This window comes from Bordetella genomosp. 1 (assembly GCF_002261335.1).
In the GTDB taxonomy this organism is placed as follows: Bacteria; Pseudomonadota; Gammaproteobacteria; order Burkholderiales; family Burkholderiaceae_B; genus Bordetella.
Map to the genome: position 1 here is coordinate 244493 of NZ_NEVL01000004.1, position 13672 is coordinate 258164.

Here is a 13672-nt window from a genome sequence, read left to right on the forward strand (position 1 = left end):
CTCCCGGCGGCCGCCCGGGCCGCGCCCCCGATACACCGCCTTGCCCGCCCCGTCGCCCGCGCGACGGCCGGGCCCGTTTCCGTTTGATCGATCAGAATCCGTGCCCAAGCTCTCCAACGAACTCCTAGCCCAGCGCTGGAAAGACACCTGTTCCCCGTACGCCGAAACCGAAGTGCTGCTGGCCAAGACCCTCATCGACGCCAATACCACCGTGCTGGCCGATTACTTCTACAGCCGCATGCTGACCGATCCGAATGCGGCCTTCTTTCTGTCGGACCAGCTGGTGCGCAACAAGCTGCACAGCTCGATGCAGGACTGGCTGCGCGCCGTCTTCGCCGCGGCGCCGTCGGGCCAGTTCGACGAGGCGGTGGCGTTCCAGCGGCGCGTCGGCGAGGTGCATGCGCGCATCGAGATCCCGGTGCACCTGGTGATGCGCGGCGCCCGCGCCCTGATCCGGCGCATGCACGAGCTGCTGGCCGAAAGCCGCGACGTGGCGGTCGACGTGCTGATCCAGACGTCGAAGTACATCAACGACGTGACGCTGATCGCCATCGAGATGATGTGCCATGCCTACGCCGTTTCGCATGACCGCAATGCACGCGCGGAGGAAGGCTACCGGCTGCTCGCCCTGTCGCAGAACGTCGGCGCCGAGAAGGAGCGCCAGCGCGCCGCCCTGCTCGATTGGGAGAACCAGCTGATGTTCGGCCTGTCGGTGGGCCAGCAATGGCGCGAGCTGCCGCGGCTCGGCAAGTCGGAGTTCGGCCTGTGGTTCACACACAAGGCCGCGCATGCGTTCGACGGCTCGCCCGAAGCGCGCGACGCGCGCATCCACATCGAGACCATCGACGCCCGGCTCGAGCAGGCCGGCGCCACGCCCGAGCCCGCCGGCCAGCGCATCGAGCTGCTGCATGCGGTGCGCGACACGACCAAGGCGATCGCGTTCCTGATCGACGAGCTGTTCGAGCAGGCGAGCAACCTGGAGTCGGGCCGCGACACCCTCACCCACCTGCTCAACCGCAAGTACCTGCACGTGGTGATGAGCAAGGAGGTGGCCTATGCGCGCAAGACCGGCGCGCCGCTGGCGGTGCTGGTGGCCGACGTCGACCACTTCAAGTCGATCAACGACGAACACGGCCACGACGCGGGCGACCTGGTGCTGCAGCAGACCGCCTCGCTGATCTCCTCATACAGCCGCGGCGGCGACTATACGTTCCGCCTGGGCGGAGAGGAGTTTCTGGTGGTGCTGGTGGACGCGGGCGCGAGCCAGGCGTTCAACGTGGCCGAGGCGCTGCGGCGTCGGGTCGAGGACAAGGCCATGGTGTTGCCCGATGGCGCGCACGTGCGCATCACGCTGAGCGTGGGCGTGGCCGCCCACGACGGCCATCCCGACTACCAGCGCCTGCTCAAGCGCGCCGACCGCGCGCTCTACGCCGCCAAGGACGAAGGCCGCAACCGCAGCATCCTGGCCGACGAGCGCCATACGCCATCGGACCACGACGACTCGTCCTGGAGCCGCGCGCTCAACGACCCGGCCTGAGCGCGGGCGGGGCTCAGTGGCTGCTGGCCTTCCAGCTGCCGTCGGCCTGGCGGCAGAACCAGAACGACCAGTCTTCCTTGCCGCCGCTCTGCGCAAAGCGCGCGTCGAGCAAACGACAGCGATCGGCCTTCTGCGTCTGGGTGGTCTGCTTCGGCGTGAGGGCCACCTCGACCGGGGCACGGCGCTTGTTGCTGGTGCTGGTCCAGGTGGTGGTCTGGCCATCGGCCGAGTCGTTCAGCGCCTGGCCGACCGCCGTCCGGAAGGACGCCCGGTCCTGCTTCGGAATTTTGCTGATAATGGAGTTGTTGAGAAACGTCGTGGCCGGCGCGGCCTGGACCGGCGCGGCCATCGCCGCAAAGACCAGCAAACCGGCAAGCATCTTGGGGTTGAACATGGCTTTCTCCTGAGGGCAGCAACGCGTACCGGCACTATATACCAAGCTTCCGTCACCGATCATTCCCGGAAATCCGATCCCATGCTGGCCGCAGCCAAACTCGTTTCCCTGTTCGCCGTCACCGCCCTGTTCGAGATCGTCGGCTGCTACCTGCCCTGGCTGGTGCTGACACAGCACCGCTCGGCCTGGCTGCTGCTGCCCGCGGCGCTGTCGCTGGCGCTGTTCGCCTGGCTGCTGACGCTGCATCCGAGCGCCGCGGGCCGCACCTATGCCGCCTACGGCGGCATGTACATCGTGATCGCGCTGATCTGGCTGCGCGTGGTCGACGGCGTCGCGCTCACGCGCTGGGACGTGGCCGGCGCGCTGCTGGCCCTCGCCGGCATGGCGGTGATCGGCCTGCAGCCGGCGCGCGCCTGAGTTCGCCGTTCAGGCGGGCGGCGCCCAGTCGCGCAGCACCGAGGCGTGGTCGGGCACCTTGCCGTGGGCGCGCAGGTGTTCGGCCTGCAGCAGGCCCATGCGGTAGGCGTCGCGATAGCGCCCGTTGGAGAAGAACTCCTCGCGCAACTCCCCTTCGACCGAGAAGCCGCAGCCGCGGTAGATGTGCACGGCGGCCTGGTTGTCCTTGTCGACCACCAGATAGACCTTGTGCAGGTTGAGCACGCGGAAGGCATAGCCCACCGCGATGCGCGTTGCGATCTTGGCGTAGCCCTGGCCCTGGAAGTTGGGCGCGATGATGATCTGGAACTCGGCGCGGCGATGGATGTGGTTGATCTCCACCAGCTCGACCAGCCCCACCATCTGGCCGTTGACGCGCTCCACGATGAAGCGCCGCTCCGTCTGGTCCTGCAGGTGGCGGTCATAGAGCGCCATCAGTTCGTCGTAGGCCTCGTAGGGCTCCTCGAACCAATACCGCATGATGGCGTCGTTGTTGTTGAGCGCATGCACGAAATGCAGGTCGCTGCGCTCGAGCGGGCGCAGCTGGATCTCGTGCTGGGGATCGATGATTTTCTTGCCGGACATGCCGGTCTCCTGGTTGTGCCCCCGCGGGTGCCGCCCGCCGCCCGGCGGGCCTGTCGGCACGTTGCGCGCCGCGCCGGCGCGGGGGCTGGCCGGACGCGGCGCCGGAAAATCAGGGCGCGGACTGCAGCTGCGCGGCGCAGACGACGGTACGGATGCCGGCCGCGCCGAACTCGGCGAGCGCCGCCTGCGCGGTGTCGGGCGCAATGGCGCGGCAGGCCGCCAGGTTGAGGACCACCTCGAAGCCGGCGGCGCGCAGCTGCAGCGCCGTGTTCTTCACGCAGTAGTCGAGCGCGAGCCCGCCCACCAGCACGGTGTCGATGCCGCGCGCGCGCAGCACCTCGATCACGCCCGTGGAGCGCGTGCTGGCGAGGTCGTGATAGCAGGCGCCGTACGGATGCAGGTCCGGCTCCACGCCCTTCCAGACGAAGTAGTCGTAGTCGATCGGCGCGGGCAGCCCGTCGAGCAGCTCGAAGCCCGGCGTGCCCGGCACGCAGTGCATGGCCCAGCGGATGTCGACGTTGGCGCCCGCCACGGGGCTGAACATGGGCTGCTCGGGGGTGGCGCGCCAGACGGCCTGCGGACTGTGGGCATCCTTGGAGCCGAGCCGCAGCGACGCATGCGCCGCCTGGGCGTTGAGCTCCGGCACGATCTCATGGCCGCCGGGCACCGGCAGCTCATCGGGACACAGCGGGGAAAAGCCTTTCTGGGCATCGACGTCGAACGACGCGACGCGATGGGCGGGGGGCAACAGCATGGCAACCTCGAACGTGCGGCGCGCCTGGCGGTGACCCGGTCAAGCGGCGCCCGACCTGGGCATTGTCCCGCGCCCGCGTCGCATCGGCAAGTCGACGCGACGCGGGCCGCTCGAGGCGGCCCGCCAACCCGTGCGCGCGCCGCGCCGGCTCAGTCGCGCGGCGGCGGCAGCGCCTCGGCGCGGCGCTGCGCCGCTGCCGTGTGTTCGACCACCGGATCGCCGCTGCGGTCTTCCTGCGGCGGAGCGAACAGATCCCAGCACGCAACGAACAGCGCGGCCACCAGCGGGCCGATCACGAAGCCGTTCAGGCCGAACAGCGCCATCCCGCCCAGCGTGGAGATCAGCACCACGTAGTCGGGCAGCTTGGTGTCCTTGCCCACCAGGATCGGGCGCAGCACGTTGTCGACCATGCCGATCACCAGCACGCCGAACGCGATCAGCACCACGCCCTGCCAGACCGCGCCGGTCAGCAGGAAATAGATCGCCACCGGCGCCCAGATCAGGCCAGCGCCCACCGCCGGCAAGAGCGAGAGGAACGCCATGATGACGGCCCACAGCAGGGCGCCCTGGATGCCGAGCACCCAGAAGATCACGCCGCCCAGCGCGCCCTGCACCGCCGCCACGGCGATGTTGCCTTTGACGGTGGCGCGGATCACGGTGGTGAACTTGCGGAACAGGTGCTGCTTCTGGTGGGTTTCGAGCGGCACCGCGCTGCGCAGGCGGCGCGACAGGTGCGCGCCGTCGCGCAGCAGGAAGAACAGCAGATAGAGCATCACGCCGAAGCCGATCAGGAACTGAAAGGTGTCCTGGCCGATGTTCACCAATTGCTGCGCCACGAACTGGCTGGCCTGCATCGCCCCGGCCGACAGCTTCTCTTGGATGCTGCCGAGGTCGGCGAGGTCGAAGCGCGCGAGCATGTCATGCACGGAGGCCGGCATGGCGTCCATGGCCTGCTGGAAGTAGGTGCCGAAGTTGAGGCTGCCCGACTTCATGCGCTGATAGAGGTTCGCGCCTTCCTGCACCAGCGAGCCGGTGATGGCGATCAGCGGGATGATCACCAGCAGCAACACCATCAGCAGGGTCAGGAACGCGGCCAGGTTGCGGCGCGTCGGCATGCGCGCGAGCAGGCGCCGGTGCACCGGCGCGAAGATGATGGCGAGGATGGTGCCCCAGAACACGGCGCCATAGAACGGCCACAGGATCCAGGCAAACGCGGCGGTGACCGCGATCAACAACGCCAGGAAGATCCGGCTGTGCAGCAAGGTGGGTTGGTTCATGTCTGGATCCGGGAGCGGCGAACCGCGGTCGCGCCATTGTAGCCAAGCGGGGGGCCGGGATTGCGGCGATCAGGGGGTGCACTCGGCCGGCGCCAACGCGCACCAGCGCGTACGCGCCTGGCCCAGCGCCTCCGAATGCAGGTTCAGCTCGACCAGGCGGGCGTTCAGGGCGTCGCGCACCGACGGGTCTCGCACCTGGGTGAGCGGGCCCTCGGAAGCGATCTCGCCCTGCCGCAGGGCGATGAAGTCGGCGGCCTGCAACGCGCTGGCGAGCGTGGGCTCGATGAGCGGCCAGAGCGGAGGCAGGGCCTGCGCCGGCCGTTCCACCGCGGCCGCGAAGGCGGCGTCGTAGGCCGTCTTGAGGCCGGGCGCCTGGATCAGGTCGGCCCTCGCACGCCGCGCGTCGACCAGCGCCTTGGGCACGCTGGCCTGCACGCGGTGCAGCTCGGCGCGCAACGCCAACAGGCGGTCGCGCCGCGCCAGCAGGTCTTCCACCGTATGCACGCTCAGCAGTTGCGTGGCTTCGCCGCTCACGCGCAGCGCCTGCGTCATCTCGGTCTGGAACGCCTCGATCACGGCGTAGTGCCTGGCATAGCCGCCGATCGCCTCGCGCGTGTCGTCCGGCATCGGCGGCGCCACCGCCCCCTGCATCGGCGCGACCCGGCCATCGAGCCAGTGGATGAAGGCCGCCCGCTGTTGCGGCTCGCGGTCGACGCATCCGGCCAGCGCCAGGGCGGCGAGCACGCACGCCGCCAGGCGCCACGGCGCGCGCCAACGCATCGCAGACGTGCATTCGAAGATCGTTCGGGAACCGGCGAAACCCATGGGCATAGATCGTCAAGAAATAGGGGCTGCATCGAGATTACCGCAGCGTCGCGGCCGGCGTGCCCGCGCAAATACTTTATTGCCTCGGAAGCGCCCTGTGACACGCCCCCGACAAAAGTCTTGACAAAACAAAGCCTTACCGTTAAGATGGCAATCTTGGCTTAAAAATTACGAGAAAAGCCAGCGTATTGGGCAAGACCCGGCAGGCAAGACCCGGCGCGGAACTAGCCCGCTGAGGCTACCCGGCATGAGCCCGAGCTGCCACGCCATCCCCGCCAAGCCAAGTTTTCCGGCGCATAACCCGAAGCCCGACCCGGCAAGCCTCGCAAGAAGCCTGTCTGCCGCCCTCTCGTAGGCGCTCCGGCTTCATCTGCGGCATGTCTCTCGGAGCATGCCGGCAGCGAGCCGCGCGGCTCCTGCTTGCCCCAGGCATCACGACGCCGGCAAGCGGCCACCGCGCCATCCGATCCGCAGGCATGCCTGCCCGTTCGCCCCGCCCGGCCGATGCCTGGCAGAGCGACGACGTCCAAGGCGCGCACGTTGCGCGCCCTGCTCCCAATCCCGCGGACGCGGCCCCTTCCGGCCACGACGCACTCTCGCCCGACAGGTCCAACCCGCCCCGTCGGGCCCGATCCGCACGCGCCAGCCGCCAGGCTCGCGTCGGATCACCGGCCGACAGTCCCGTCACCCTGCGCGGACTGGCCCGTCAACGCTTCGACTCCCCCGACGCGTTGCGGCGGCCAACCACCGGCTCGTCCGGTCCCGCCACGGCGCCCGCCGTGCTGCGTGGACCGCCAGGCACGGTTTCCACAACTAGAACTTGAACAAGGAAATCCTTATGAATACGCAGTTCAACCTGAACAACCTGATCCGCCGTACCGATGAATCGAACCTCGACGGCAAGCCCATCAACGTGGGCGACGTGGTGTTGCTCAAGCTCGCCGATGGCCCCGCCATCCGTGCGGAAGTGATCTACAACGCGCCGTACAACGGCACCACGACCTACACCACCGAACTGGTGCGTGCCGGTCGCAATGCCAAGGCCGAGCGCATCCGCTTTCGCCACGAGCACGTGCATCACATCGAATCGGTGCGCGTCGGCGCCTGAAACCCCGGCGGCCGCGAGGCGTGTCCGGGCCCGTCACCCTCGGTGCCGGCCGCCTGATCCGCCTCGCTCAGCCCCCATCCAGACCGGCATGCCTGCGTGATAAAGTGCGGCGATCCTCCGCCTCCCCCGTCACGCCATGTCCGCCTCCGTCGTTCGCATCTGGGATCTGCCCACCCGCCTCTTTCACTGGGCGCTCGCCGCCTGTGTGATCGGCGCCCTGGTGACCGTGAAGCTGGGGGGCCTCTATATGGACTGGCACGTGCGGTTCGGGCTGGCCACCTTTGGCCTGATCCTGTTCCGCCTGATCTGGGGCATCATCGGCCCGCGCTACGCGCGCTTCGCGCAGTTCGTGCGCGGCCCGGGCGCCCTCATGCAGTATCTGCGCGGCAAGCGCTACGCAGGCCACAATCCGCTGGGCGCGCTCTCGGTGGTCGCCATGCTGCTGGTGCTGGGTTTCCAGGCCACGAGCGGCCTGTTCACCACCGATGACATCATGATCCAGGGGCCGCTCTACGGCTACGCGAGCGAAGACACCGCCAGCCTGCTCACGCGCCTGCACAAGCAGAACGAATGGATCATCTACGGTCTGCTCGCGCTGCACCTGCTGGCCGTCGCGTGGTATGCGGTGGTGCGGCGCAAGCGCCTGGTGCGGGCCATGATCAACGGCGATGCGCCGGTGCACGAGTTGCCGGGCGATGCGCCTGCGGCCCGCGATGGCTGGGGCGTGCGCGTGACCGCCCTGCTGCTGGCGGGGGGCATCACCGGACTGGTGCTGTGGCTGCGCACGCTCGAGGTCGTGCCCGCCTACTGATACCGGGCGACGCCCAAAGACAACGCCCCGGCTGCATCGCTGCAGCCGGGGCGTTGTGCCATGCGACGCGCCGCTTACTTCTTGCGGTAGGCGTCGTGACAGGCCTTACAGCTCGCGCCCACGTCGCCGAAGGCGGCGCGGACCTTGTCGAGATCCCCCGAATCGGCGGCCACCGACAGCTTGTCGACGTTGTCGATCAGGCGCTGTTGCTTAGCCTTGAAGTCGTCGGCGTTGCTCCAGATCTCGGGCTTGGCGTCGCCGCCTTCCGTGCCCGGGCCGAACGCGGCCCACGGCAGGGCGGCCAGCGTCTTGAGCACCGCGACGTTCGCCTTGATCTGGGCGGCGTCGTACGGGGCCTGGCCACGCACCACCGGCTGCATGCGGCCGAAGTGCGAAGCGATCAGCTTGAATGCGGATTCGCGGTATTTGACGGCGTCTTCGGCCTTGGCAAACTGGGCATGGGCCGGCGCAACCATCAGCGGCGCCAGCGACGTACAGACGAGCGCGGCAATCGCGGACAACTTCTTCATGAGGCTCTCTCCTGGAACGGCAGTCGGTCACGCTGGCGGGCCCCCGCGGGCCGGCCAGCGTGGGCCTCACTATACCGTCAGGGCGAGCTTGGCGGCCAGTCCGATGTAGTTGCGCGGCGTCATGGCGAGCAGGCGCGCCTTGGCGTCTTCGGGCAGCGCCAGGCCGGTGATGAACTCGCGCAGGGCCTCTTCGGTGATGCCCTTGCCGCGCGTCAGCGCCTTGAGCTGCTCATAGGGCTGCGGCAGGCCGTAGCGGCGCATCACGGTCTGCACGGGCTCGGCCAGCACTTCCCAGGCCGCGTCGATGTCGGCGTCGATGGCGGCCGCGTTGACCTCGAGCTTGCCCAGGCCGCGCATGCACGAATCCCACGCCACCAGGCAGTAGCCCAGGCCCACGCCCAGGTTGCGCAGCACGGTGGAGTCGGTCAGGTCGCGCTGCCAGCGCGACACCGGCAGCTTCTCGGAGAGATGGCGCAGCACGGCGTTGGCCAGGCCCAGGTTGCCTTCGGAGTTTTCGAAGTCGATCGGGTTGACCTTGTGCGGCATGGTCGAGGAGCCGACCTCGCCTTCCTTCAGGCGCTGCTTGAAGTAGCCCAGGGCGATGTAGCCCCAGATGTCGCGGTCGAGATCGAGCACGATCACGTTGGCGCGCGCCACGGCGTCGAACATCGCCGACATCCAGTCGTGCGGCTCGATCTGGATCGTGTGGCGGTTCTGCGTGAGGCCCAGGCCGGCCAGCACCTTGCGGCTGAACTCGGGCCAGTCGATTTCGGGATAGGCCGACAGGTGCGCGTTGTAGTTGCCCACCGCGCCATTGAGCTTGGCCAGCGGCTCGACCGCCTCGATGGCGGCGACGGCGCGCGCCAGGCGCGCGGCGACGTTGGCGAATTCCTTGCCCAGCGTGGTCGGGCTGGCCGGCTGGCCGTGGGTGCGCGACAGCATGGGCTGCTCGGCATTGGCCGTGGCCAGCGCGGTGAGCTTGGCCACCATGTCGTTCAGGCGCGGCACCACGACCTGATCGCGCGCACGCGTCAGCATCAGCGCGTGCGAGGTGTTGTTGATGTCTTCGGAGGTGCAGGCGAAGTGGATGAACTCGGCGGCGCGGGCCAGCTCGGCGTCATCGGCCACGCGCTCCTTGAGCCAGTACTCGACGGCCTTCACGTCGTGGTTGGTGACGCGTTCGATGTCCTTGATGCGCTCGGCATCCTTTTCGGAGAAGTCGCGCACCAACTGCGCCAGGCGCTCGCGCGCGGCCGGCGAGAAGGCCGGCAGCTCGGGCAGGCCGGCATCCGACAGCGCCACCAGCCAGGCCACTTCGACCTCGACTCGGTGAGCCATGAAGCCTGCTTCGGACAGCAGCCCCCGCAGCGCGTCGCCGCGCGACGCATAGCGCCCGTCCAGTGGCGAAAGGGCATTGAGTTGGGTAAGCTGGTCAGCAATCTGCATGATGTTGGAAAAATAGCGGTTGGAAGCGGGCTCCGATTTTATCATCCGCCCTTCTGTAACAATGTGGCCCGGTGGCACCCGGCGCCCCGCCGCAGCGGGGCCGCTCCTGCGCTATACTGCGGCCGCTTTCGACTACGCCTCACAAAAATGAAACTCATCGGCTCGCTGACCAGTCCCTACGTGCGCAAAGTTCGCGTCGTCATGGCGGAGAAAAAGCTGGATTACCAGCTTGAGCTCGAAAATGTCTGGTCGCCCGAAACGCAGATCCAGCAGTTCAATCCGCTGGGCAAGATTCCCTGCCTGGTGATGGAAGACGGCGGCGCGCTGTTCGATTCGCGCGTCATCGTCGAATACCTCGACACGCTTTCGCCGGTGGCTCGCCTGATCCCGCAATCGGGCCGCGACCGCGCCGCGGTGAAGTGCTGGGAAGCCATCGCCGACGGCGTGCTCGACGCCGGCGTCACCATCGTGCAGGAGCGCAAGCGCCCCGAAAGCGAGCGCAGCGCCGCCTGGATCGAACGCCAGTACGGCAAGATCCGCGCCAGCCTCGACGCCATGGACAACAGCCTGGGCGACAACGTCCATTGCATGGGCGTGAACTACACGCTGGCCGACATCGCCGTGGGCTGCGCCCTGGGCTACCTCGACCTGCGCTTTGCCGACCTGCAATGGCGCGACGCCCAGCCCAACCTGACCCGCCTGTTCGACAAGCTCAGCGCCCGCCAGTCGTTCATCGACACGGTGCCGCCCGCCGCCTGACCGGCGCCGCGCCAGACGCTGGCGCGACAATGCCCCGGACCGCCCAAAAGGCGCGCCGGGGCTTTTTTCTGGCCGCGCCGCGGCCCCATGAAAAACGCCCCGCCACGGTGCCCGCGCGGGGCCGTGGCGGGGCGCGTGGGCCGGGCCCGCCACGCTCAGGCGAAGGCCTGCCAGGCCTTGAACAGCATGTAGGCGGACAGCCCGAACAGCAGGCAGGCGAACACGCGCTTGAGCGTGGCCACCGGCAGGCGGTGCGCCATGCGCGCGCCCATCGGCGCGGTCAGCACGCTGGTGCAGATCAGCGCCAGCAGCGCCGGCCAGTAGATGAAGCCCAGCATGCCGGGGCGGCTCGCGACCTCGTTCAGGCCGGAGATGATGTAGCCCACGCTGTTGGCCAGCGCGATCGGAAAGCCCAGCGCGGCCGAGGTCGAGACGGCGCTGTGCAGCGCCACGTTGCACCAGACCATGAACGGCACCGACAGGAAGCCGCCGCCCGCGCCCACCAGGCCCGACATGAAGCCGATGCCGGCGCCGGCCGCCGAGGTGCCGACGATGCCGGGCATCTGGCGCGTGGGCTTGGGCTTCTTGTTGCGCAGCATGCTCCAGCCGGAGTAGCCCACGAACAGCGCGAACACCAGCGACAGCCAGCCGGTGTTGAGCGCGGCGAACACCGCACCGCCCGAGATCAGGCCGCCCACGATGATGCCGGGCGCCATCGCGCCGACGATCTTCCAGTTGATCGTGCCCTTCTTCTGGTGCGCACGCACGCTGGACACGGAGGTGAAGAGGATCGAGGTCATGGAGGTGGCGATCGCCACGTGCACCACCAGTTCGGGCGGCATGCCCTGCCAGGTGAAGAGCATCGTGAGAAACGGCACCAGCAGCATGCCTCCCCCGATGCCCAGCAGCCCCGCCGCGAAACCCACCACGGCGCCCAGCGCCAACAGGCACACCACCAACGTTACGTCCACCACACTCTCCCTCGATTTAGGTCTTATGAAAAATCGGGGCCTGCCATGACTGGCGGGCCCCGTCGCAGCGCGCCCTCCCCCGAGGTCCGGCGCCGCTGATCCTGCTGCGTCTAGACGATGATGCCGCCGCCCAGACAAACCTCGCCATCGTAAAGCACCGCGGACTGTCCGGGTGTGACAGCCCATTGCGGCTGCGCGAACTGCAGCGAGAAACCGTCGCCCTCGGCGCCCGCCAGCGTGCAGGCCGCGTCGGCCTGACGATAGCGCGTCTTGGCGCCATAGCCGCGCGCCTCGGGCGCACGGCCCGCCACCCAGCTCACGTCCTGCGCCGTCAGGGCGTCGGACAGCAGCCACGGATGGTCGTGGCCCTGAACCACGTAAAGCGTGTTGTTTTCGAGGTCTTTGCGCGCCGAGTACCAGGCGTCGGCCGTGCCGTCGTCGCGCTGGCGGCCCTTCACGCCGCCGATGCCCAGGCCCTTGCGCTGCCCCAGCGTGTAGAACGAGAGGCCATGATGCGTGCCCACGCGCTTGCCTTCCGGCGTGAGGATGGGCCCCGGCGCGGTCGGCAGATAGCGGTTGAGGAACTCGCGGAAAGGACGCTCGCCGATGAAGCAGATGCCGGTGGAATCCTTCTTGGCCGCGTTGTGCAGGCCGATCTCGTGCGCGATGCGGCGCACCTCGGTCTTGTGCAGCTCGCCCAGCGGAAACAGCGTGCGCGACAGCTGCGCCTGGTTCAGGCGATGCAGGAAGTAGCTCTGGTCCTTGGAGGCGTCGAGCGCCTTGAGCAGCTGATGCTCGGTGCCGCCGGGGCCCTCGACCGCGCGCACGCGCGCGTAGTGCCCGGTGGCGATGTGCTCGGCGCCCAGCGCCATGGCGTGGTCGAGAAAGGCCTTGAACTTGATCTCGGCGTTGCACAGCACGTCGGGATTGGGCGTGCGACCCGCGGAGTACTCGCGCAGGAAATCCGCGAACACGCGATCCTTGTATTCGGCGGCGAAATTGACGTACTCGAACTCCACGCCGACCAAGTCGGCGACGCTGGCCGCATCGAGCAGATCCTGGCGGGTGGAACAGTATTCGGAGTCGTCGTCGTCTTCCCAGTTCTTCATGAACAGGCCGACGACCTCATAGCCCTGTTGCTTGAGGAGCCAGGCCGTGACCGACGAATCGACCCCGCCCGACATCCCGACCACGACACGGCCTTTCTTGGTGGAGGTATGCAGCATGATGACGCTATTTTAGTGCGGCCGCGGCGGCCTCGGGCACGGGCTCGGCCGCGCGCGAGACTTCCATCAGCCAGGCGCGGAAGGCCTGCAGGGTGGGCAGGTTGGCCTTCTGCTCCGGATAACAGAGGTAATAGCCCTGGCGGGCCCGGATCGGCAGCTGGATCGGCACCACCAGCTTGCCGTCGCGCAGCTCGTCTTCGATCAGGCAGCGCGGGATCAGCGCGATGCCGAAGCCAGCGGCGGCCGCCTGCGACAGCAGCGAATACTGGTCGAAGCGCGCGCCCTCGAGGCTGCGGCGCGTGTCGCAGCCGGCCTGCTCGAACCACTCGAACCAGCCTTCCAGCGCCGAGGTGTGGTGCAGCAGCGGATAGCGCAGCAGATCCGCGGCCTCGGCACAGCCGCTGCCGACCAGCCGCGGGCTGCAGACCGGCAGGATCTCGCGGCCCACGATGTAGTCGGCGCCGCTGCCTGGCCAGATGCCTTCGCCGAAACGCACGGCCGCGTCGAGCTCGGGCGTGGAGAAATCATAGCCCTGGCGGTGCGGCAGGAATTCCACATGGATGTCGGGCCGCAGCCGGTTGAAGGCCGTGAGCCGCGGAATCAGCCAGCGCGCGCCGAAGGTGGGCATGGCCGTGAGATGCAGCGTGCCGCCGCGGCCCTGGTGCGCGATCAGTTCGACCGTGGCGGCCTCGATCTGCGACAGCCCGGCCTGCACCTTCTTCAGGTAGCTGCGGCCAGCCTCGGTGAGGACGAGGCCTTGCCTGATCCGCAGGAATAGCTCGACCCCGACGAACTCTTCCAAATGTTTCACTTGTTTGCTGACGGCGCCCTGCGTCACGCAGAGCTCCTGGGCCGCGCGGGTAAAACTGCTATGTCTGGCAGCCACTTCGAAGGCCTGCAGATCGGTCAGCGATGGACAGAAACGGCGCATACTTCGCAATACGGCCAGATTTGTTTACACATCTGGCATGAGTAAAAGGAATAGCTTACGGAGAATCTTTCGTTTGTGCAAAT

15 protein-coding genes are annotated in these 13672 nt (G+C 68.1%); 5 read left to right on the plus strand and 10 right to left on the minus strand.

The genetic code is table 11. The features are described from left to right. The first annotated feature begins 100 nt into the window (after positions 1-100). The gene (locus tag CEG14_RS18075; RefSeq protein ID WP_094827795.1) at positions 101-1537 is read left to right on the plus strand and encodes a diguanylate cyclase; all 1437 of its coding nucleotides are present in this window, start codon (positions 101-103) and stop codon (positions 1535-1537) included. A gap of 13 nt (positions 1538-1550) precedes the next feature. On the opposite strand, the gene CEG14_RS18080 is transcribed toward CEG14_RS18075, so the two are convergent. Continuing rightward, entirely contained in the window at positions 1551-1931 is a 381-nt protein-coding gene (locus tag CEG14_RS18080; protein WP_094827796.1) for a hypothetical protein, read from the minus strand. An 81-nt stretch (positions 1932-2012) separates the two neighbouring features. On the opposite strand from CEG14_RS18080, the gene CEG14_RS18085 reads away from it, so the two are divergent. Next, positions 2013-2348, plus strand: coding sequence for a YnfA family protein (locus CEG14_RS18085; RefSeq protein WP_094827797.1), 336 nt, complete (start codon positions 2013-2015; stop codon positions 2346-2348). A gap of 9 nt (positions 2349-2357) precedes the next feature. Here the strand turns inward: CEG14_RS18085 and speG are convergent, their stop codons facing one another. The 4 genes from speG to CEG14_RS18105 all read right to left on the minus strand — a co-directional run bounded on the left by speG (position 2358) and on the right by CEG14_RS18105 (position 5726). Beyond that, entirely contained in the window at positions 2358-2951 is a 594-nt protein-coding gene (gene speG / locus CEG14_RS18090; protein WP_094827798.1) for a spermidine N1-acetyltransferase, read from the minus strand. 109 nt (positions 2952-3060) lie between these two features. After that, a complete protein-coding gene (locus CEG14_RS18095; RefSeq protein WP_094827799.1) occupies positions 3061-3705 on the minus strand; it encodes a nicotinamidase in 645 nt (214 codons plus the stop codon). 149 nt (positions 3706-3854) lie between these two features. After that, on the minus strand, positions 3855-4982 hold the full coding sequence (locus CEG14_RS18100) for an AI-2E family transporter (protein WP_094827800.1): 1128 nt from the start codon (positions 4980-4982) through the stop codon (positions 3855-3857). Between the two features lie 69 nt (positions 4983-5051). Beyond that, entirely contained in the window at positions 5052-5726 is a 675-nt protein-coding gene (locus CEG14_RS18105; protein WP_179280632.1) for a DUF3053 family protein, read from the minus strand. Between the two features lie 919 nt (positions 5727-6645). On the opposite strand from CEG14_RS18105, the gene CEG14_RS18110 reads away from it, so the two are divergent. Together CEG14_RS18110 and CEG14_RS18115 are read left to right on the plus strand one after the other, a co-directional pair. Continuing rightward, positions 6646-6915 (plus strand): hypothetical protein, encoded by a 270-nt coding sequence (locus CEG14_RS18110; protein WP_094827802.1) that lies wholly within the window; start codon positions 6646-6648, stop codon positions 6913-6915. 136 nt (positions 6916-7051) lie between these two features. Beyond that, complete coding sequence (locus CEG14_RS18115; RefSeq protein ID WP_094827803.1) at positions 7052-7726, plus strand: cytochrome b/b6 domain-containing protein; 675 nt, start codon at positions 7052-7054, stop codon at positions 7724-7726. A gap of 74 nt (positions 7727-7800) precedes the next feature. Here CEG14_RS18115 and CEG14_RS18120 read toward each other — a convergent pair whose 3' ends face one another. Both CEG14_RS18120 and purB read right to left on the minus strand, forming a co-directional pair. After that, complete coding sequence (locus tag CEG14_RS18120) at positions 7801-8256, minus strand: c-type cytochrome (protein ID WP_094827804.1); 456 nt, start codon at positions 8254-8256, stop codon at positions 7801-7803. Positions 8257-8325: 69 nt separating this feature from the next. Then, positions 8326-9702, minus strand: coding sequence for an adenylosuccinate lyase (purB, locus tag CEG14_RS18125; protein ID WP_094828271.1), 1377 nt, complete (start codon positions 9700-9702; stop codon positions 8326-8328). 147 nt (positions 9703-9849) lie between these two features. Here purB and CEG14_RS18130 point away from each other — a divergent pair, with 147 nt between their 5' ends. Beyond that, complete coding sequence (locus tag CEG14_RS18130) at positions 9850-10461, plus strand: glutathione S-transferase (protein WP_094827805.1); 612 nt, start codon at positions 9850-9852, stop codon at positions 10459-10461. A 155-nt stretch (positions 10462-10616) separates the two neighbouring features. Here the strand turns inward: CEG14_RS18130 and CEG14_RS18135 are convergent, their stop codons facing one another. The 3 genes from CEG14_RS18135 to gcvA all read right to left on the minus strand — a co-directional run bounded on the left by CEG14_RS18135 (position 10617) and on the right by gcvA (position 13589). Further along, positions 10617-11432, minus strand: coding sequence for a sulfite exporter TauE/SafE family protein (locus tag CEG14_RS18135; protein WP_094827806.1), 816 nt, complete (start codon positions 11430-11432; stop codon positions 10617-10619). Between the two features lie 110 nt (positions 11433-11542). Then, positions 11543-12658 (minus strand): tRNA 2-thiouridine(34) synthase MnmA, encoded by a 1116-nt coding sequence (mnmA, locus tag CEG14_RS18140; protein WP_094827807.1) that lies wholly within the window; start codon positions 12656-12658, stop codon positions 11543-11545. 7 nt (positions 12659-12665) lie between these two features. Continuing rightward, the gene (gene gcvA, locus CEG14_RS18145; RefSeq protein WP_094827808.1) at positions 12666-13589 is read right to left on the minus strand and encodes a transcriptional regulator GcvA; all 924 of its coding nucleotides are present in this window, start codon (positions 13587-13589) and stop codon (positions 12666-12668) included. Positions 13590-13672: the final 83 nt, after the last annotated feature.

Excerpts from the sequence above, each read along its gene's own strand:
- CEG14_RS18080 (WP_094827796.1), bottom strand. The coding sequence starts at position 1,931 with ATGTTCAACCCCAAGATGCTTGCCGGTTTGCTGGTCTTTGCGGCGATG.
- CEG14_RS18085 (WP_094827797.1), top strand. The coding sequence starts at position 2,013 with ATGCTGGCCGCAGCCAAACTCGTTTCCCTGTTCGCCGTCACCGCCCTG.
- speG (WP_094827798.1), bottom strand. The coding sequence starts at position 2,951 with ATGTCCGGCAAGAAAATCATCGATCCCCAGCACGAGATCCAGCTGCGC.
- CEG14_RS18095 (WP_094827799.1), bottom strand. The coding sequence starts at position 3,705 with ATGCTGTTGCCCCCCGCCCATCGCGTCGCGTCGTTCGACGTCGATGCC.
- CEG14_RS18100 (WP_094827800.1), bottom strand. The coding sequence starts at position 4,982 with ATGAACCAACCCACCTTGCTGCACAGCCGGATCTTCCTGGCGTTGTTG.
- CEG14_RS18110 (WP_094827802.1), top strand. The coding sequence starts at position 6,646 with ATGAATACGCAGTTCAACCTGAACAACCTGATCCGCCGTACCGATGAA.
- CEG14_RS18115 (WP_094827803.1), top strand. The coding sequence starts at position 7,052 with ATGTCCGCCTCCGTCGTTCGCATCTGGGATCTGCCCACCCGCCTCTTT.
- CEG14_RS18120 (WP_094827804.1), bottom strand. The coding sequence starts at position 8,256 with ATGAAGAAGTTGTCCGCGATTGCCGCGCTCGTCTGTACGTCGCTGGCG.
- purB (WP_094828271.1), bottom strand. The coding sequence starts at position 9,702 with ATGCAGATTGCTGACCAGCTTACCCAACTCAATGCCCTTTCGCCACTG.
- CEG14_RS18130 (WP_094827805.1), top strand. The coding sequence starts at position 9,850 with ATGAAACTCATCGGCTCGCTGACCAGTCCCTACGTGCGCAAAGTTCGC.
- mnmA (WP_094827807.1), bottom strand. The coding sequence starts at position 12,658 with ATGCTGCATACCTCCACCAAGAAAGGCCGTGTCGTGGTCGGGATGTCG.
- gcvA (WP_094827808.1), bottom strand. The coding sequence starts at position 13,589 with ATGCGCCGTTTCTGTCCATCGCTGACCGATCTGCAGGCCTTCGAAGTG.